16 protein-coding genes are annotated in these 19,198 nt (G+C 67.4%); 5 read left to right on the plus strand and 11 right to left on the minus strand.

The window, feature by feature from the left end:
• The first annotated feature begins 97 nt into the window (after positions 1-97).
• Positions 98-1,054, plus strand: a complete 957-nt coding sequence (locus ACLQ3J_RS18540; protein WP_425904154.1) for an iron-siderophore ABC transporter substrate-binding protein — start codon at positions 98-100, stop codon at positions 1,052-1,054.
• 16 nt (positions 1,055-1,070) lie between these two features.
• Here the strand turns inward: ACLQ3J_RS18540 and ACLQ3J_RS18545 are convergent, their stop codons facing one another.
• The 4 genes from ACLQ3J_RS18545 to ACLQ3J_RS18560 are packed head-to-tail and all read right to left on the minus strand — an operon-like array spanning position 1,071 to position 4,898.
• The gene (locus tag ACLQ3J_RS18545; RefSeq protein ID WP_425904119.1) at positions 1,071-1,829 is read right to left on the minus strand and encodes a succinate dehydrogenase/fumarate reductase iron-sulfur subunit; all 759 of its coding nucleotides are present in this window, start codon (positions 1,827-1,829) and stop codon (positions 1,071-1,073) included.
• A 1-nt stretch (position 1,830) separates the two neighbouring features.
• Positions 1,831-3,747, minus strand: a complete 1,917-nt coding sequence (locus tag ACLQ3J_RS18550) for a fumarate reductase/succinate dehydrogenase flavoprotein subunit (protein WP_169620116.1) — start codon at positions 3,745-3,747, stop codon at positions 1,831-1,833.
• Between the two features lie 57 nt (positions 3,748-3,804).
• A complete protein-coding gene (locus tag ACLQ3J_RS18555; protein WP_169620117.1) occupies positions 3,805-4,614 on the minus strand; it encodes a hypothetical protein in 810 nt (269 codons plus the stop codon).
• On the minus strand, positions 4,611-4,898 hold the full coding sequence (locus ACLQ3J_RS18560; protein ID WP_169620118.1) for a hypothetical protein: 288 nt from the start codon (positions 4,896-4,898) through the stop codon (positions 4,611-4,613). The genes ACLQ3J_RS18555 and ACLQ3J_RS18560 overlap by 4 nt, the downstream gene beginning before the upstream one ends.
• A 154-nt stretch (positions 4,899-5,052) precedes the next feature.
• Between ACLQ3J_RS18560 and ACLQ3J_RS18565 the strand changes: the two genes are divergently transcribed.
• The gene (locus ACLQ3J_RS18565) at positions 5,053-5,685 is read left to right on the plus strand and encodes a class I SAM-dependent methyltransferase (protein WP_169620119.1); all 633 of its coding nucleotides are present in this window, start codon (positions 5,053-5,055) and stop codon (positions 5,683-5,685) included.
• Here ACLQ3J_RS18565 and bioD read toward each other — a convergent pair.
• The 3 genes from bioD to ACLQ3J_RS18580 form a co-directional block, all read right to left on the minus strand.
• The gene (gene bioD / locus ACLQ3J_RS18570; RefSeq protein WP_169653089.1) at positions 5,682-6,359 is read right to left on the minus strand and encodes a dethiobiotin synthase; all 678 of its coding nucleotides are present in this window, start codon (positions 6,357-6,359) and stop codon (positions 5,682-5,684) included. The genes ACLQ3J_RS18565 and bioD overlap by 4 nt on opposite strands.
• Positions 6,356-7,495: an 8-amino-7-oxononanoate synthase gene (locus ACLQ3J_RS18575; protein ID WP_296550268.1), complete on the minus strand. Its 1,140-nt coding sequence runs from the start codon at positions 7,493-7,495 to the stop codon at positions 6,356-6,358. The genes bioD and ACLQ3J_RS18575 overlap by 4 nt, the downstream gene beginning before the upstream one ends.
• Before the next feature lie 61 nt (positions 7,496-7,556).
• Positions 7,557-8,846: an adenosylmethionine--8-amino-7-oxononanoate transaminase gene (locus ACLQ3J_RS18580; protein WP_378527430.1), complete on the minus strand. Its 1,290-nt coding sequence runs from the start codon at positions 8,844-8,846 to the stop codon at positions 7,557-7,559.
• A gap of 149 nt (positions 8,847-8,995) precedes the next feature.
• On the opposite strand from ACLQ3J_RS18580, the gene ACLQ3J_RS18585 reads away from it, so the two are divergent.
• From ACLQ3J_RS18585 to treY, 3 genes are read left to right on the plus strand one after another with little or no spacing between them, the layout of a single operon-like run.
• On the plus strand, positions 8,996-11,074 hold the full coding sequence (locus ACLQ3J_RS18585) for an SGNH hydrolase domain-containing protein (protein WP_425904120.1): 2,079 nt from the start codon (positions 8,996-8,998) through the stop codon (positions 11,072-11,074).
• A gap of 44 nt (positions 11,075-11,118) precedes the next feature.
• Positions 11,119-13,323, plus strand: coding sequence for a glycogen debranching protein GlgX (glgX, locus tag ACLQ3J_RS18590; RefSeq protein ID WP_169620124.1), 2,205 nt, complete (start codon positions 11,119-11,121; stop codon positions 13,321-13,323).
• Positions 13,320-15,683, plus strand: a complete 2,364-nt coding sequence (gene treY, locus ACLQ3J_RS18595) for a malto-oligosyltrehalose synthase (RefSeq protein WP_425904122.1) — start codon at positions 13,320-13,322, stop codon at positions 15,681-15,683. Before glgX ends, treY begins: the two co-directional genes overlap by 4 nt.
• A 76-nt stretch (positions 15,684-15,759) precedes the next feature.
• Here treY and ACLQ3J_RS18600 read toward each other — a convergent pair whose 3' ends face one another.
• The 4 genes from ACLQ3J_RS18600 to ACLQ3J_RS18615 form a co-directional block, all read right to left on the minus strand.
• Positions 15,760-16,263 (minus strand): DUF2029 domain-containing protein, encoded by a 504-nt coding sequence (locus ACLQ3J_RS18600; protein ID WP_169620126.1) that lies wholly within the window; start codon positions 16,261-16,263, stop codon positions 15,760-15,762.
• On the minus strand, positions 16,260-16,481 hold the full coding sequence (locus ACLQ3J_RS18605) for a helix-turn-helix transcriptional regulator (RefSeq protein ID WP_425904123.1): 222 nt from the start codon (positions 16,479-16,481) through the stop codon (positions 16,260-16,262). Before ACLQ3J_RS18605 ends, ACLQ3J_RS18600 begins: the two co-directional genes overlap by 4 nt.
• Positions 16,482-16,568: 87 nt before the next feature.
• Positions 16,569-17,390, minus strand: a complete 822-nt coding sequence (locus ACLQ3J_RS18610) for an SDR family oxidoreductase (RefSeq protein WP_169620128.1) — start codon at positions 17,388-17,390, stop codon at positions 16,569-16,571.
• Positions 17,391-17,418: 28 nt separating this feature from the next.
• Positions 17,419-18,996 carry an ABC transporter substrate-binding protein gene (locus tag ACLQ3J_RS18615; RefSeq protein ID WP_296550278.1) on the minus strand — a complete coding sequence of 526 codons (1,578 nt, stop codon included), beginning with the start codon at positions 18,994-18,996 and terminating at the stop codon, positions 17,419-17,421.
• Positions 18,997-19,198 lie beyond the last annotated feature (202 nt).

The following is a 19,198-nucleotide window of genomic DNA, read 5'->3' on the forward strand; positions in this document are numbered from 1 at the left end:
TGCCGCCCCCACCGGGGGTTAGGATCACCTAACGCACATACGACGTGCACCGGCAAGTGAAACGAGGACACCTGTGAAACTCCGACTTGTGGCGCTGATGGCGGCCACCACGCTCGCCGTGGGAGCGTGCGGCTCGACCGACAGCGATTCGGCCGACGAGACGAGCAACAACGGATCCGGAGCGTTTCCCGCCACCATCGCCACCATGTTCGGTGATGTGACCGTCGAATCACAGCCCGAGCGCGTCGCCGCCCTCGGATGGGGCGACGCGGAGACCGCACTGGCGCTCGGCGTCCAGCCCGTCGGCGCGAGCGACTGGCTGGCCTTCGGTGGCGACGGAGTCGGCCCGTGGGTCGAGAACGGCTACTCGGAGTCTCCGGAGATCATCGGTACCGTCGACCCGTCCTTCGAGCAGATCGCCGCATTGGCACCCGATCTCATCCTCGACACCGCCAGTTCGGGCGATCAGGGCCGGTACGACACGCTCTCGGCGATCGCCACCACGGTCGGTCCCCCGAAGGGCGCCACGGCATATCTGACGCCGCGCGACGAGCAGATCTCGATGGTGGCCTCCGCGCTCGGCGTCCCCGACAAGGGTGCCGAAGTGGTCGCGGACATCGACGAACAGTTCGCCACCGCGGCGGCGGAGCATCCGGAGTTCGCCGGCAAGACCGTCACCGTCGCCGCCTACACCTCGGACGGATGGGGTGCGTACGTCTCCGGCGACGCGCGCGTGCAGTTCCTGCAGGACCTCGGGTTCGTCAACAACCCGGCCGTGGAGGCCGTGGAGACGGACAGCTTCTTCATCCCGGTCTCGGAGGAGAACCTGGGCATGCTCGACGCCGACCTGCTCGTCGTGCTGCCGATCTTCGTCGAGACCTCCGAGGTCACCGACAACCCCTTGTTCCAGCAGCTTCCTGCCGTGCGGGACGGCCGTTTCCTCGTCCTCGACAGCGGCAGCGACATCGCCAACGCCATCTCGCTGAACTCGGCCCTGTCGATTCCGTTCGCGCTCGAGCAGTTGGTGCCGCTTCTGAGCGAGCGCGTCAGCTGACGACCGCGCGGGTAGGTCAGCGCCGGAACAGCTTGTTGCCCAGCCACACGACCGGGTCGTACCGGCGACCGGCCACCCGTTCCTTCATCGGGATGATGGCGTTGTCGGTGATGTGGATGTATTCGGGGCAGACCTCGGTGCAGCATTTGGTGATGTTGCAGAGGCCGAGTCCGGCTTCGTCCTGAGCGAGGTCGCGCCGGTCCGCGACGTCGAGCGGATGCATGTCGAGTTCGGCGAGGCGGATGAAGAACCGGGGTCCCGCGAACGCGGGCCGGTTCTCCTCGTGGTCGCGCGTCACGTGACATACGTTCTGACACAAGAAGCATTCGATGCATTTGCGGAATTCCTGCGAGCGTTCCACATCGATCTGCTGCATGCGGTACTCCCCCGGCGCGAGGTCCGGGGGAGGCGCGAACGCCGGAACCTCCCGGGCCTTGGCGTAGTTGCCCGACACGTCGGTGACGAGGTCACGGATGACCGGGAAACCCCGTAAGGGCGTGACGACGATCGGATCGTCCGTCTCGAAGAGCGACATACGGGTCATGCACGTCAGACGCGGGCGCCCGTTGATCTCCGCCGAGCACGACCCGCACTTGCCGGCCTTGCAGTTCCATCGCACCGCGAGGTCGGGCACCTGGGTGGCCTGGAGTCGGTGGAGGATGTCGAGGACCACCTCACCCTCGTTGACCCGCACCGAATACTCCTGCAGTTCCCCGCCGTCGCGGTCGCCGCGCCAGATCCTGAACTCGGCGGTGTAGCCCTCACTGTCGGCCATCTCAGTGCCTCCGTCCGGGGTGACCGGCGAGTTCCTCGTCGGTGTAGTACTTGGCGAGTTCCTCGATATCGAAGAGTTCGAGCAGTTCCGGATCCATCGGGGTCTGCTCTTCCCGTTCGACGGACACCTGCGGGATGATGCGGTCCTCTCCGGACTTGCGGCACACCAGCAGTGTCCGCCGCCAGTTCGCGTCCATCGAGGGATGGTCGTCGCGCGTGTGACCGCCGCGACTCTCGGTGCGCAGCAACGCCGCCCGCGCCACGCACTCACACACGAGCAGCATGTTCCGCAGATCCAGCGCGAGGTGCCAGCCCGGGTTGTACTGCCGGTTCCCCTCCACCGCAATGTTGGGGATCCGCGCGCGCAGGTCGTCGAGTTCCGCGAGCGCGCGTTCCACCTCGTCGGCTGTGCGGATGATGCCCACGAGGTCGTGCATCACGCCCTGCAGCCGCTGGTGCAGCGTGTACGGGTTCTCCACCTCGTCGTGGTCGGCGGGATCGAACGGTGAGAGCACTGTGCGGGCCGCCTCTTCCACCGCCTCGTCGGCTACTTCGGGCCGGGTGGTGAGACCGTGCACGTAGTCGGCGGCACCGAGCCCTGCACGACGGCCGAATACCAGCAGATCCGACAGCGAGTTACCGCCGAGACGATTGGATCCGTGCATCCCTCCCGAGCACTCCCCTGCCGCGAACAGGCCCGGTACCGACGCCGCGCCGGTGTCGGGATCGACCTCGATGCCGCCCATCACGTAGTGGCATGTCGGGCCGACCTCCATCGCCTCCCGGGTGATGTCGACGTCCGCGAGTTCGAGGAACTGGTGATGCATGGACGGCAATCGCCGGATGATCTCCGCGCTGGGCATCCGCGACGCGATATCGAGGAATACGCCTCCGTGCGGGGTGGCGCGACCCGCTTTGACCTCGGAGTTGATGGCCCGTGCCACTTCGTCGCGCGGCAACAGGTCGGGCGTGCGGAGATTGTTCTCCTGATCCTCGTACCAGCGGTCCGCCTCCTCGGGCGTCTCCGCGTACTGCCCTTTGAACACCGGCGGGACGTAGGAGAACATGAACCGCTCCCCTTCGGAGTTCTTCAGGACACCGCCGTCACCGCGGACCCCTTCGGTGACGAGGATGCCCTTCACGCTCGGCGGCCAGATCATGCCCGTGGGGTGGAACTGGACGAATTCCATGTTGATCAGTGAGGCACCGGCACGCAGCGCGAGGGCGTGCCCGTCCCCGGTGTACTCCCACGAGTTGGAGGTCACCTTCCAGGATTTGCCGATTCCCCCGGTCGCGATGACGACGGCCGGCGCCGTGAACTGGACGAACCTGCCCGATTCCCGCCAGTATCCGAAGGCGCCCGCGACGCGGCCCTGCCCGTCGAGAAGGAGTTCGGTGATGGTGCATTCGGAGAACACCCTCACCTTCGCCTCGTAGTCGCCGGTCGCGGCGAAGTCCTCCTGTTGCAGCGAGACGATCTTCTGCTGCATCGTGCGGATCAGTTCGAGGCCGGTCCGGTCGCCGACGTGGGCGAGTCGCGGATAGGTGTGCCCGCCGAAGTTGCGCTGGCTGATCCGCCCGTCCGGGGTGCGGTCGAACAGCGCCCCGTAGGTTTCGAGTTCCCAGACCCGGTCCGGCGCCTCACGGGCGTGCAGTTCTGCCATGCGCCAGTTGTTGAGGAACTTTCCGCCGCGCATCGTGTCCTTGAAGTGGACCTGCCAGGAGTCGCGCGAGTTGGCGTTGCCCATCGCGGCGGCGCACCCGCCTTCCGCCATCACGGTGTGGGCCTTGCCGAAGAGCGACTTGCAGACGACCGCGACCCTCAGTCCGCGTTGCCGAGCCTCGATGACCGCCCGCAGTCCGGCTCCCCCCGCTCCGATCACGACCACGTCGTAGTCGTGCCGCTCGACTTCCCCCATGTGTAGTGCCTTTCCGTATCGCGTCGTGCCTCGTGTGGTGCCGGTCGTACCGGTCTGTCAGCCGATGAATCGGAGGTCGGAGATGGTGCCGCTCGCGACGAGCATGATGTAGAAGTCGGTGAGGACCAGCGTGCCCAGAGTGATCCACGCGAACTGCATGTGCCGCGCATTGATCTTCGAGACGAACGTCCAGATCTTGTAGCGCACAGGGTGTTTCGAAAAATGCTTGAGCCTGCCACCGGTGACGTGCCGGCAGGAGTGACAAGAGAGCGTGTACCCCCACAACAAGATCACGTTCACGACCAGGATCACGTTCCCGAGTCCGAACCCGAAGCCGCTCGGACTGTGGAACGCGAGTATCGCGTCGTACGTGTTGACCAGCGAGATGACGAACCCGATGTAGAAGAAGTAGCGGTGCGAGTTCTGCACGATGAGGGGGAATCGGGTTTCGCCGGTATACGTCCGGTGCGGTTCCGCAACACCGCAGGCCGGTGGCGACAACCAGAACGACCGGTAGTACGCCTTGCGGTAGTAGTAGCAGGTGAGCCGGAACAGCAGCAGGAACGGCAGCGAGACGAACGCCAGCGGAATCCACCGCGGGAGTTCGCCGACCCACACGCCGAAGTGCGACGAACCCGGCAAACACGAGGCGCTGACACACGGTGAATAGAACGGCGTGAGGTAGTGGTACTCGTCGACCCAGTAGGCAGAGCGCGTGAACGACCGCACGGTGGCGTAGACGATGAACGCGGCCAGACCGAGAACGGTCAGCGCAGGTGTCTGCCACCACCGATCGGTCCGTAATGTGCGCGCGGCGATGCGCGCCCGGGCCGCACTTCGGACCCCGGCGCCGGCAGGGGCGCTCACCGCTCCCCGTGCAATCCGCCGAGTCCTTCGTCGTCGGCGTCGACTCCGCGGAACAACGACTCGTCGTAGGGCGAATCCGGAATCGGGATGCGGTCCTCGGATGCCGCCCACAGCGAACGCGGCGGTGTCTCCTGGAAGTCACGCGCGTCGATGTCGAGCCGGTCGAGGTCGTTGGTGAGCCTGCGGACCGGCGCGGCGTCGCCGTAGCGCGACCGTAGCGACCCGACGCATCGGCGTAGCTGGCCGATCGCGTTCTGCAGCTCGTGCATATCGGTGGTGGACATCCGTACCTCCGAGGAAAACGGTCGGCACGCCGACGCCCGCCGACTCCATGTGATTGCATTCACACTACGACAGGTGTGCGTACTCCCGAGCCGTTTCCGGTTTGCGAAGAGCGGTTGCCTTCCCTCGCACACCGGCACCCGGAACGGAGGGCTCGTGGCGCAGCCGGACAACGCACGAATTGCGCAGGTCTTCGACGCCATGGCCGATCGATACGACTCGCAGATCGGTGTCGTCGAGCGACGCCTGCTCGGCCGTCCCCGGCAATGGGCGGTCGAGCAGGCCCGTGGCCGAGTGCTCGACATCGCCGTCGGTACGGGGCTCAATCTGCCCCTGTACGGGCCGGATGTCACCGAAGTCCTCGGGGTGGACCTCTCCGAGGGCATGTTGCGGCTGGCGCGGCGGCGCATCGAGGAATACGGGCTCGACCACTGCGCCGTGGTCCGCGGCGACGTGCAGTCGCTCTCCGTCCCGGACACATCGGTCGACACCGTGCTGTCGACGCTCACGTTCTGCACCATCCCCGATCCGGAGTCGGCCGCGCGTGAAGCGATGCGTGTACTCGTGCCCGGCGGCAAGGTCGTGCTCGCCGAGCACGGCCCTTCCACCAGCAGAGCGGTGACAGCGGCGATGCGCGTGCTCGAACCTGTGTCGATTCGGTTCGGAGCAGATCACCTCACCCGCGACCCCGTCGTCTACCTGCAACGGGCCGGATTCGTGATCGACGAGGTGCGACGCACCGGGTTCGCGGGAGTCGGTATCCGGGTGGTGGCGCACTCGCCGTCCTAGACCGGAACGTCACGCAACCAGCGGGGCGCAGCGCGCGCGAACTCCGCGGACGTGAGGGCGGCCGCCCCTTCGGGTACGGAACCGAGCAGTGGAACACCCGTGACCGCGGGCAGGTCACCGACGTTGCAGCGCTCCGCCAGATCCGGTGTGGCAGGACTGCTGCCGATGACGAGTCCGCGGCATTCCACGGCGGCCGCGCGCAGCGCCCCGACGGTCAGCGCGCTGTGATTGAGGGTTCCGAGGCCCGCGGCCACGACCACCACCGTCGGTGCGCCGAGCGCCCCGGCGAGATCGACGAGTGTGAACCCGGCGGCACCGAGACGGACCAGCACGCCGCCGGCGCCTTCGACGAGGACGAGGTCGGCGGTGTCCTCGAGCGCACGCACCGCGTCGACGGTTCGGTCGAGATCGAGCAACGGCCGTCCCGAGCGCCGGGCTGCGGTGTCGGGCGCGAGTGGGTCGGGGTATCGGGCGAGTTCGACGGTCTCGATATCGGTTCCGGTGAGCCGGACGATCTCGGCGAGGTCGCCGGGTTCGCCGTCGCCGACCCCGGTCTGCGCCGGCTTGCACACCGCGACCCGCAGTCCCCGGTTCGTGGCGAGTGACGCGAGCGCGGCGGTCACGACGGTTTTTCCGACTCCGGTGGATGTGCCGGTGATACACAGCGTGGTCACGTGCGGGCCTCGGCCACTACCTCGGCGAGTACGGAGTCCACCAGCGAGCGTTCGTGCTCGGAGAGATTCGCCCGTGCGGTCAGGCGCAGGCGGGAGGTTCCCTCGGGCACCGAGGGCGGGCGGAAACAGCCCACATGCACGCCGCGCTCGCGGCATCGCCGGGCCGCACGTGCCGCGACGTGCGGGTCGCCGAGGATCACCGACACCACCGCGGAGGGTGGCGGCAGTACACCCGTCACCCGGGCGAGATGCGCCGCCTGCTCGAGGACCGCGCCGGCGAGTCCGGGCTCGGCGCGCAGCACCTTCAGGGCTCCGCGCGCGGCACCGACCGCGGCGGGAGCGAGTCCGGTGTCGAAGATGAACGTGCGGGCGGTGTCGATCAGGTGTTCACGCACCCGGGCGTCCGCGAGAACCACACCCCCTTGGGAGGCCAGCGATTTCGACAGGGTGGCGGTGACGATCACGTCCGGCTGCCCGGCCAGGCCAGTCTCGTGGACGAGCCCGCGGCCGCCCGCTCCCCGGACCCCGATCCCGTGAGCTTCGTCGACGAGGAGGAGTGCGCCGTGGGTGCGGCACGCTTCGTGCAGGTCGCGCAGCGGGGCAAGGTCGCCGTCGGTGCTGAACACCGAATCGGTGAGGACCAGCGCCCGCGGTTCGGTGCGTGCGGCGAGGGCGCCGGCGACCGCCCGGACGTCACCGTGCGGGGTGACGACGATCCTCGACCGGGACAGCCGGCACGCGTCGACGAGCGATGCGTGGCATCCCGCGTCGGAGACGACGACGGTGTCCCTGCCCGCCAGCGCGGTGACAGCGCCGAGGTTGGCGGCGTATCCGCTCGAGAACACCAATCCGGTTTCTGCGCCGGTGAACTCGGCGAGTTCGCGTTCGAGCAACTCGTGTTCGGCGGTGGTGCCCGTAACCAGTCGCGATCCGGTGGCACCGCCGCCCCAGCGGCGTAGCGCGGCCGTCGCCGCGGCCAGCACCTCCGGATGGCGGACGAGCCCGAGGTAGTCGTTGGATGCGAGATCGACGATCGGTGCGGCGACGGTGCGGGGAACGAGTTCTCGGTGCAGACCGGCGACCCGTCGCCGTTCCGCGGCGTGGTCGAGCCAGGCGAGACCGGCGGGTGTGGACATGGCCACACCGTACTTGAACAGTGTTCAAGTACGGAAGCCCCGGGTGTTCAGCCCCGGGTGTTCAGCCCCGCACCGTGGCAGCCGCAGCGACCACACCCGCGGTGATCGCGGCGACATCCTCCGGCGTGCACACGTACGGCGGCATCGTGTAGACGAGATTCCGGAACGGCCGCAGCCAGACGCCCGCCTCCACCGCCGCCGCGGTCGCCGCCCGCATGTCGACCGGTTCCCGGGTTTCGACCACCCCGATTCCGCCGAGCACCCGCACGTCGGTCACTCCCGGAAGATCGCGCGCCGTCGCCAGCCCGGACACGAGCCCGGCAGTGAGATCGGCCACCTCGGCCCGCCAGTCCCGCGACAACAGAAGCTCGGTCGACGCGACCGCGACGGCGCACGCGAGTGGATTCGCCATGAAGGTGGGCCCGTGCATGACACCGCCGCCCTCCCCGGCACTGATCGTTTCTGCGACGTGCGTCGTGCAAAGCACTGCCGCCAGGGTCAGGTAGCCGCCCGTCAGCGCCTTCCCCACACACATCAGGTCGGGCGCGACGCCGGCGTGGTCGGCGGCGAACATCTCCCCGGTCCGCCCGAACCCGGTCGCGATCTCGTCGAAGATCAGTACCAATCCGTGTTCGTCGCACATGCGCCGCAACTCGCGCAGGTACGCCGGGTCGTGGAAGCGCATACCTCCCGCCCCCTGCACGACAGGTTCGACGATCACCCCGGCGAGTTCGTGCGCGTGCTCGGTCAGGACCGACTCGAAGGCAGCGACGTAACCGGGATCGAACGCGCGGGGAGGCGCCGGCGCGAAAACCTGCCTGGCCAGCACGTCCGTCCACATCGCGTGCATGCCGCCCTCCGGGTCGCACACGCTCATGGGGGCGAGCGTGTCCCCGTGGTACCCACCCCGCCACGTGAGGAGGCGATGTCGCTCGGGACGGCCGACAGCCCGCTGATACTGCAACGCGATCTTCACGGCCACCTCGACCGACACCGATCCGGAGTCGGCGAGAAACACTTTGTCCAGGCCCTCCGGCGAGATGTCGACGAGCAACTCCGCGAGCCTCGCCGCCGGAGCGTGGGTGAGTCCGCCGAACATGACGTGACTCATCTTCGCGAGCTGATCGGTCACCGCGGCGTCGAGCACCGGATGCCGGTAACCGTGCACCGCCGCCCACCACGAACTCATGCCGTCGACAAGCTCGCGTCCGTCCGCGAGCACCAGCCTCGTACCGGCCGCACGGTCCACCACCAGGGGTTCCGTGCAGGCCGGAAACGCGCCGTACGGGTGCCACAGATGATCGGCGTCGAGCGTGCGGATCCGGTCGGCGGACATGCGGGGAGAAACCACGGCACGACTGTAGGCGGTTGGAATCGGCGGGTGCATTGGACGTAGTCTGCCCAAGTTCCTGGGTACCAAGGTCACAGGAGAACTGCTCGCGTGTTCCACGGCGTCCCGCCCGAGGCACCGCCGAGTCCACGACGCTGAGGAGTACACGTATGCCAGTCCGCACCTCGGACCGGGCCCCGGAGGCCACTGCGGCACCGGGCACCCGTCTCGGGTATCGCGCCGATCTCGACGGCGTGCGGGGCCTTGCGATCGCCCTCGTCGTGGTCTTCCACGTCTGGTTCGGACGCGTGTCGGGCGGTGTCGACGTCTTCCTCGCGCTCTCCGGTTTCTTCTTCGTCGGCACCCTGCTCCGGGTTGCCGAGTCGCACGCCCCGCTGGACCCGCGACCGGTGTTGCGGCGGGTGGGCAGGCGACTGCTCCCGCCGCTGGTGCTCGTGCTGCTGGGGACGACCGTCGCGGCTGTGGCGCTGCTGCCGTATACGCAGTGGTTCCGCGTCGCCGAGCAGACCGGTGCGTCGCTGCTGTTCATGCAGAACTGGCATCTCGCGCGCACAGCGAGTGATTACCTGGCGGCCGACCCGATGGTCAGCCCGCTGCAGCACCTGTGGTCGATCTCGGTCCAGGGCCAGTTCTACATCGGCGCACTGATCGTGGTGTTCGGCGCGACGTGGTTCCTGCGACGCAGATCGATACCCGCCCGCGCTCCCCTCGCGGCGCTGCTCACGATTCTCACCGTCGCCTCCCTCACATACGCCGTCCTGGCTGACGTGCCCCAGTCGTGGCTCTACTACGACAGCGCCGCCCGGATGTGGGAGCTCACACTCGGCGGAGTGCTCGCCTGTGTGGCCCCGTGGCTGCGGGTCCCCCGTCCGGCGCGGATCGTTCTGGGCGTCGTGGGTCTGGCGGTGCTGTGTGCCTGTGGTGTCGTCCTCGACGGCAACAGTCTCTTCCCGGGACCGTGGGCGCTCGTGCCGGTCGGCGCGGCCATGGCGCTGGTCGTGGCCGGTAACACCCGGGCCGGGGACAGCGTTGCCGACACACCGACCGCGCGGGTGCTGTCGAGCGTCCCGCTGGTACGGCTCGGAGCCGTCGCCTACGCCCTCTATCTATGGCACTGGCCGGTACTCATCGGCTACCTGGTGCTCCGGGACAGGCCCTCGGTCGGGTTGCTCGGCGGCCTCGGCGTGATCGCCGTGTCTCTCGCGCTCGCGGAGGCCACCACGCGATGGCTGGAGAACCCGATCCGCCGGTCCGAGTCCGGCCGCACCCGCAAGGTTCTCGTGGCGTCCGTCACAGTGGCCGGTGTCGCACTCGTGGCCGCGACCGCAAGCTGGACAACCCACGTTGCCCGTCAGGACGATGTCCTCGAGCGCGTGGTGGCACTGTCACCCGACCTGTATCCCGGTGCTGCTGCGCTGAAGGGCTTCGTCGACGTCGAGCCGCAGCCCGTCCAGCCCCCGCTGCTCGTCGCACACCGGGATCTGCCGCCGGCGACGCTCGACCACTGCATCGCCCAGCACACCAACCGCGAACCGCTGACGTGCACCTACGGCGACCCGTTGTCGACCCGGAGAATGGTGCTCGCCGGAGGCTCCCACTCCGAGCACTGGCTCGCGGCACTCGACACCCTCGGCAAGAAACACGGCTTCCGGCTCGACACCTATCTCAAGGTGGGGTGCCCGCTCTCGGACCCGCTCGCGGAGCTCACGGAGGAATCTCCGACGGTGGAGTGCGACACATGGTCGGTGAAGGTGCTGGCAGAACTCCAGGCCGATCCTCCCGACTACCTGTTCACCACATCGACGCGGACGAAGGACGAAGGCGAGGGGCCCGGCGATTTCACCCCGTTCTGGTACGTCGACCTGTGGCGCACACTCGACGAGTACGGCATCCCCGTCGTCGCGATCCGCGACAACCCGTGGTTGTTCCACGACGACATGAGCTACCGGGCTGCCGATTGCCTTGCAGGTGGCGGTAACTCCGACTCGTGTGCGGTGGCGCGCGCCGACGCCCTCGACCCGGTCGACCCGGCGATCGAGGCCTCGGCCTTCTCCCCCAACGTGAGCTTGATCGACCTGTCGGATTCCCTGTGCCGGCCCGAGCTCTGCCGCGTCGTCGAGGGCAATGTGCTGATCTACCGTGACGAGAACCACCTCACGACGACGTACGTGCGCACGATGACACCCGATCTCGAGGCGCAACTGGGTCCCGCTACCGGCTGGTGGTGAACGCCCGGCGAGTTCATGTGCCCGGGTGCGGCTACTGTGCAGTCATGCAGCCCAGCCCCACGGATACCAGCGAAGAAACACCGGAGCCGATCCCTGTGTGGCCCGGTAGTGCCTACCCCCTCGGTGCGACGTACGACGGCGCCGGAACGAACTTCGCACTGTTCTCCGAAATCGCCGAAAAAGTCGAACTGTGCCTGATCTCGCGTGAGGGCACCGAGACCCGCATTCCGCTCGAAGAGGTCGACGGCTACGTGTGGCACGCATATCTGCCCACGGTCTCGCCGGGCCAGCGGTACGGATACCGGGTCCACGGCCCCTACGACCCCGAGAACGGCCACCGGTGCGATCCGAGCAAGCTGCTGCTCGACCCCTACGGCAAGGCCTTCGACGGTGACTTCGACGGGGACGCGTCGTTGTTCTCGTACGCGCTGCCCTCGGACACGGACGCAGAGTCCGACAGCGACGAGAGCGCGGAATCGGGCGCGCCGGACGCCGACTTCCCCCAGCTCGACTCCCTCGGCCACACCATGACGACGGTGGTGATCAACCCGTTCTTCGACTGGGCGAACGACCGGCATCCCCGGCGCCCCTACAACGAGACGGTGATCTACGAGGCACACGTCAAGGGGATGACGGCCACGCATCCCGACGTCCCCGAATACCTGCGCGGCACCTACGCGGGTCTCGCCCATCCCGCCGTCATCGACCACCTGCTCGACCTCGGGGTCACCGCGATCGAACTGATGCCCGTGCACCAGTTCATGCACGACCAGGTGCTCCTGGACCAGGGTCTGCGCAACTACTGGGGCTACAACACCTTCGGGTTCTTCGCCCCGCACACGGAGTACTCGTCGTCGTCGAAGCCGAGCGAGGCGGTTGCCGAGTTCAAGGCTATGGTCCGCGCGTTCCACGAAGCGGGAATCGAGGTGATCCTCGATGTCGTGTACAACCACACCGCCGAGGGCAACCACCTCGGGCCGACCATCAGCTTCCGGGGAATCGACAATGCCGCGTACTACCGTCTCGTGGACGACGACAAGACCCATTACATGGACTACACCGGGACCGGCAACAGCCTCAACGCCCGGCATCCCCACACTCTCCAGCTGATCATGGATTCGTTGCGGTACTGGGTCACGGAGATGCACGTCGACGGTTTCCGGTTCGACCTCGCATCCACGCTCGCCCGCGAACTGCACGATGTGGACCGGCTGTCGGCGTTCTTCGATCTGGTACAACAGGATCCGGTGGTCTCGCAGGTAAAGCTCATCGCCGAGCCGTGGGACATCGGCGAAGGCGGTTACCAGGTGGGCAACTTCCCCAGCCTGTGGACCGAGTGGAACGGCAAGTACCGCGACACGGTGCGCGATTACTGGCGCAGCGAGCCGTCGACCCTCGGGGAATTCGCCTCCCGCCTGACCGGCTCGTCCGACCTGTACGAGGACACCGGCCGGCGTCCCGGCGCGTCCATCAACTTCGTGACCGCGCACGACGGCTTCACACTCGCGGATCTGGTGTCCTACAACGACAAGCACAACGACGCCAACGGTGAGGACAACCGGGACGGCGAGTCGCACAATCGGTCGTGGAACTGCGGCGTCGAAGGTCCGACCGACGATCCCGAGGTCCTGACTCTGCGGGCGCGACAGCAGCGCAACATCCTCGCCACGCTGGTGCTGTCGCAGGGCACCCCGATGCTCGCGCACGGCGACGAGATGGGGCGCAGCCAGCGCGGCAACAACAACGTGTACTGCCAGGACAACGAATTGTCGTGGATGGATTGGTCTCTCGCGGAGGCCAATGCCGATCTGGTGGCGTTCACCCGCAATGTCATCGCGCTGCGAACCGAGCATCCGGTGTTCCGGCGTCGTCGCTTCTTCGAGGGCCGGCCGATCCGCAGCGGCGACCAGTCCCGCGACATCGCGTGGCTCACTCCCTCCGGGGAAGAGATGACCCCAGAGCACTGGGACAGCGGTTTCGGCAAGTCGCTCGCGGTGTTCCTCAACGGAGAGGGCATCCCCGAACCGGACCAGCGCGGGCAACGCGTCGTCGACACTTCGTTCCTGTTGTGCTTCAACGCCCACCACGAACCGATCGAGTTCGTGACTCCCGACGGCGCGCACGCGGACGAATGGTCCGTGGCAATCGATACCGATGTCGCGGACGGCGTGCGGGAGTTCAGCGTCACCGCAGGAAAGCCGATCCTGGTCGAAGCACGTTCGATGGTGGTGCTGCGGAGGACCGCATGACCTCACTCCCGTTGCTGTCCACCTACCGGCTGCAGATGCGAGGTGACGCGTTCACGTTCGCCGACGCCGTCTCCATCGTCGACTATCTCGACGGCCTCGGGATCTCGCATGTGTACCTGTCTCCCCTGCTCACTGCCACCACCGGATCGAATCACGGATACGACGTCGTCGATCCGTCCACGGTGTCGCCGGCACTCGGGGGGCGTGCGGGTTTCGAACACCTCGTACGAGAGGTGCGCTCGCGCGGAATGGGCGTGATCGTCGACATCGTCCCCAACCATGTGGGCGTAGGCGACCCGCGCCAGAACGCCTGGTGGTGGGACGTGCTGCGGCGAGGCCGCGACTCGGCGTACGCGTCGTTCTTCGACATCGACTGGTCGGAGGACAACGGCGCCGACGGCCGGATCGCCCTTCCGGTGCTGGGTTCCGCCGACGCGGTGCAGGAACTGACGGTGGATCGCACGGGTGACGAACCCGTACTCGCGTACTACGACAAGCGATTCCCGATCGCACCGGGAACCGACGACGGAACCCCGGCCGAAATCCATGCACGCCAGGCGTACCGGCTGGTGCCCTGGGATTCGGGGTTGATCGGATACCGGCGCTTCTTCACCGTGGACGACCTGGCCGCGGTGCGGGTCGAGGATCCGCGGGTGTTCGACGCGGTGCACGCCCAGGTCGCGTCGTGGATCGACGACGACCTCGTCGACGGCCTGCGGGTCGACCATCCCGACGGTCTCGCCGATCCGTCGGCGTACCTCGAGCGCCTGCGCTCCTTGATCGGACCGCAGCGCTGGCTGGTGATCGAAAAGATCCTCGCCGAGGGTGAGCCCCTCGACATGACGTTGCCGGTCGACGGCACCACGGGGTACGACGCACTCGACGAACTCGCCGCGGTGTTCGTCGACCCCCGCGGCGACAAGGCGCTCACCGCGGTGTCCCGGACCTACACCGGCTCCGACGGGGACGCCGCGTGGTTGCATTCCCAGGAACGCGACCTCAAGTGCTCGGTGCTGCGGTCCGGACTTGCTCCGGAGGTGGCCCGGCTCGTCCGCGCGATCCGGAAGGACACCGCCGGATACGGCGCGGCCGGCTCCGCACAGGAACTCTCGGACGCAGTCCTGCGCGATGCGGTGACCACGGTCGCGGCGCGGGTGCCCGTCTACCGCGCCGACTATGCTCCGCTCGCCACGATGCTCCCCCGCATCGTCGGCGAGGTCGCCCGGGAGAAGCCGGACCTCGAGCCCGCCCTCCGGATGCTCACAACGGCGCTCGCGACCGGAGGCGAAGCAGCCGCACGCTTCGGCCAGGTCTGTGGCGCGGCAACCGCGAAAGCGGTGGAGGACTGCCTGTTCTACCGGGCTGCCCGGCTCGTGTCCCTGCAGGAAGTCGGCGGGCAGCCGGGCCGCTTCTCCCTCGGCGCAGCCGAATTCCACCTTTCCTGGACCCAACGTGCACGTCGTCTTCCCCGCGCGATGACGACGTTGTCGACACATGACACCAAACGCAGCGAGGACGTGCGCGCTCGTATCGGAGTGCTGTCCCAGGTCTCCGACCTGTGGTCACAGCGGCTCGGCGAATGGAATGCGATCGCGCCGCCGCCCGACGCCGCCATCGGGCTGTTCCTCTGGCAGACACTGTTCGGGGTGTGGCCGGCCGACGGTGTTGTCACCGGGGAACTGCGCGAGCGGCTCCACAATTACGCCACGAAAGCGCTGCGCGAGAACGGCACCCGCTCCACGTGGACAGAGGTCGACGCGGAGTTCGAGGGCGCCGTCACGGACTGGCTCGATGCCGTGTGCGGCGGACCCGTCGGTGTGGCTCTCACCGGACTGGTCGCCGAACTCGAGCAGCATGTCGCCGCGGCATCCCTCGGGCAGAAGCTCCTGCAGCTTCTCGGGCCGGGCGTTCCCGATGTCTACCAGGGGACGGAACTGTGGGACGACTCCCTCGTCGACCCAGACAACCGGCGTCCGGTCGATTTCGCGATCCGCAAGGGCTTGCTCGGCGAATCCGGTTCGGTGCCCGCGAAGTTCACGGTCGTGAAGAGTGCGCTGCGGCTGCGCCGGGAGAAGTCGGAGAGTTTCGTGGACGGCGCGTACGTCCCGTTGTTCGCGGCGGGGCCCGGAGCCGAGCACGTCCTGGCATTCGGCCGTGGCCCGACGGCCGACGACGTCGATGTGCTCGCCTTGTCGATGCGGCATACCGCGGCTCTCGCTGCGACGGGCTGGGGCGACACGGTGTTCCACCTCCCGCCCGGATCCTGGACAGATGCGATCTCGGGACGGCAATTCTCCGGAACCGTCCGGCCCGCAGATCTTTTCGCAGCGCTGCCGGTGGCGGCGCTGGTGCGCGACTGAGATGATGTCTGTTGACCTTGGTGGTTAAATGCCCGCACAGCGGGCAAAAACTAACCGAAACTTGCGGGCTCCGTGCTCACACCTCGGTTTCGTCCCGCGCTGCTTCCTCGGCTTCGCGGCGCCGGTCGCGGCGGCGGACCCACACCAGAACAGCCGCCACCGCACCGGCGCCGACGAACGCCCCCACGGCCATACCTGCCCAGGTCGCGCTGTCGTAGCCGACGGGGTTCGCGAGTTCCACGTAGATGCCGGCGACACCGGCCAGGTAGAGCACGACCGCGAAAACGGTTCGCGGACGTAGCGTTTTCGCGGTGGCGTAGACGTCGACATCTCGAGCGCGGGCATAGGCGATGGTCACCATCGAGAGGACGAACCACGTGGCCAGAACACCGATCGCGATGTGGGCACCGGCCCGGCCCGCGACCCACGGCAGGACGGCCCCGACCACAAGGGCACACCACTGGAACAGCTGGAACCCCACCGCGGAGGCCTCGTTCCAGACATCGCGTTGCCGTTCGTCGTGGTAGAAGTCGTCGTCGAGGTCGGCGACGACACGAGCAGCCTTGAGAAACGCGGTCATGGGAGCCCCTCCGGGTTGAGTGGGAACAGTTCTTCGACAGTGGTACCGAGGGTGCGAGCGAGTCGCAGAGCGAGGTAGACACTCGGTGCGTAATCACCCTTCTCGGTCGAGACGATGCTCTGACGGCTTACCCCGACTGCCGTACCGAGTTCGGCCTGCGTGAGGCGCGCCTGCTTGCGCAGCTCGCGGACCTTGTTGCCTCTCGATGTCTCCGGCATGCCAGAAGTAAAGCCTGCTTGTCATTTCATGTCAAGAATACTTGTCTTTCGAACTGTTCCCACTCAGCAGCGCACCGGCCGGCCAGGTCAGGCCACCGGCCCTGCTCCGCTCCCGATCTCCACCGCGGCCACTGCCTCCACCGCGGCTCTGATGGCGTCCATTCGCTTCTCGATGTACCCGAGATATTCCGGGTGCGTGACGATGTAGGGCAGATCCTCGGCGATCCCCCGCACTACGCAGGCCCCTGCCGCGGCCGGTGTCATCCCTACATCTCCCGCGCCTTTGATGTGTGAAGCATCCTCCACATGCCCTCCCAACCGGGTGGTGTTCGCATCGAGGTTCGACCTCACGAGTCCCGGGCACAGCACGGACACGCCCACGCCGTGTGACGCCATCTCGGCACGGAGCGCCTCCGACAGGGAGACGACGGCACTCTTCACCGCGCTGTAGGCACCGCGGCCCGGAGCACCCGCCGTGAGCCCCATGACCGACGCCGTGTTGACGATGTGCCCGTGCCCCGCATCCCGCATCTGTGCACCGAATGCGGTGACGCCGTGGAACACTCCCGCCAGATCGATCGCAACGAGCAGGTCGAAAACGTCCGCGTCCGTATCCACCACGTCGCGGCCGTTGAACCCGATCCCGGCGTTGTTGACGAGAATGTCCACCGGTCCGAACACCGATTCGGCGTCGGCCTTCGCCTGCGCCCAGGAGTCGCGATCGCGAACATCCAGACCGACTCCGCAGATCGCGGGCCCCCGCTCGGCCGTCACCGCCTCGACAGCCTGCCGATCGATATCGGCGATCGTCACGGAGATCCCGTGCTGCGTCAGCGCGTCGACGATTCCGAGCCCGATCCCGCTGGCCCCGCCGGTGACGAATGCATGCCGTGCCGAAGACAGTTCCATCGCTTCACCTTTCCCGTGACGAACCGGATCAGTTCGTCATCCACATTTCTTCGGGCATCGGTGAGCCGAGGGTGAACATCCGGACGCCGTGGACGTTCTCGTTGTAGACCACCGCGGGCGCGGCCTTGGTGTACCAGATACCGGGCACCAAGTCGACGAGCCGCTTCTGTGCTGTCTCGTACGCTGCCTTGCGCTCGTCCGCCCCTTCGGCGACGCGGCCGGCATCCAAGGCGTCGTTGAGTTCCGGGTCGTCGAGACCCGAGAAGTTTCCGGGAGAGTCACCGTGGAATGCGGTCCACAGCGCGTAGTCCGGATCCTGAGTGATCGCAGAGGAGATCACCATGTCGAAGTCGCGCGAGCCGGCGCGGGCCGTCGCCGCGGCGTAGTCCACCACCTCGACCTTGACCTCGACGTTGTCGAACGCACCGAGTTGCGCCTGCAGCGACTCGGCGGCCGCCTTCGTTTCCTGCGTGGGGTAGGACATGAAGGTGAACGAAACCGGCTTGCCTTCTGCTGCCAGTTCGTCGAACAGTTGCTGCGCGGTCTCCTTGTCGCTCGTCGCGAGCGGGATGTCGGCGAAGTACGGGGAGCCCTCGGGGAACAGGGTCTCGGGGATCTCACCCTCGCCGTTGAAGACGACGCTGTTGAGGGCGTCGAGGTCTGCTGCCAGGGATACCGCCCGGCGGGCCCGCACATCGTCGAAGGGCGCGCGCGCCGAGTTCATGATCATGATCTGACCGCCACCTGCGGGTACGACCTCGGCGGGGATACCCGCTGCGTCCGCCTTGGCCAGAGTTCCCCAGCTCGCTTCGAGAGACAGATCGGCGCCGCCGGTGGAGATCATGTTGAACCGCTGGGAGTTGTCGGCCACGGTGCGGACGGTGAGCTTGTCGAGGTACGGCTTGGGAGCGTCCCAGAAGTCCGGGTTCTTCACCAGATCGATCGAGTCACCCCGCACCCAGTTCTCCAAGGAGAACGGCCCGGCGCCCACAGGCTCACGGTCGAACTCCGCCGCTCCCTTCTGCAGTGCGGCCGGCGAGGCGATCCAGTTCATCGAGGTAGTGAGCATGCCCTGCGGAAAATGCGGATTGGGTGCCGCCAGAGCAATCCTCAGTGTGGTCGGATCGACGACCTCCGAAGACGCCACCTGTGCGGCCTGCCGGATCGCGGTCGATCCGAGCGCGGGGTCGCGCAGCCGGTCCCAGTTGAACTTGACCGCAGCCGCGTCGAGCGGTGTGCCGTCCGTGAACGTCAGCCCGGGGCGCAGGACGAGGTCGAAGGTCGCTCCCCCGTCCGTGGTGGCGAAGTCGGTCGCCATCTTGTACTCGATGTCGAGGGTGTCGAGATTGTTGATCATCAGCGTTCCGTAGAGCGCGTTGCCGAGCACGGGCTGGTGCGCCCAGGTATTGGAGAGTGCGGCGGGATCCAGGCTGCGCGGCTCGCCCATCTGGATCGTGCGGAGGGTGCCGCCCGCTACAGGGTCGCCGGCATCGGCGCCTGCCGCGGAGGCGACGTTGCCGGATTCGGCGCCGCCACAGGAGGTCAGCAGAAGGGCAGCGGCGCAGGCCGCCGCGATCGCGGGTAGGAAGCGGTGGGGTCGGAACATGGGGACCTCTCGACGTGAGGAACAAGGGGCGACCCGAACCACACGCGCACACATCCACCCATGCGCAGTGCAACGGATCGACAGAACTCGATTCGAGCGCTGCGCGCCCGACAAAACAGATGACATCGCACCGGGTTCGAGGAGCAAAGCCGCCCGGTGCACGCCCACTGTCATGGAGCATCGGCCATTTGTCAACGGCACC

Origin of the sequence: Rhodococcus sp. DT1 (genome assembly GCF_049844875.1) — a bacterium.
Taxonomy (GTDB): Bacteria; Actinomycetota; Actinomycetes; order Mycobacteriales; family Mycobacteriaceae; genus Rhodococcus.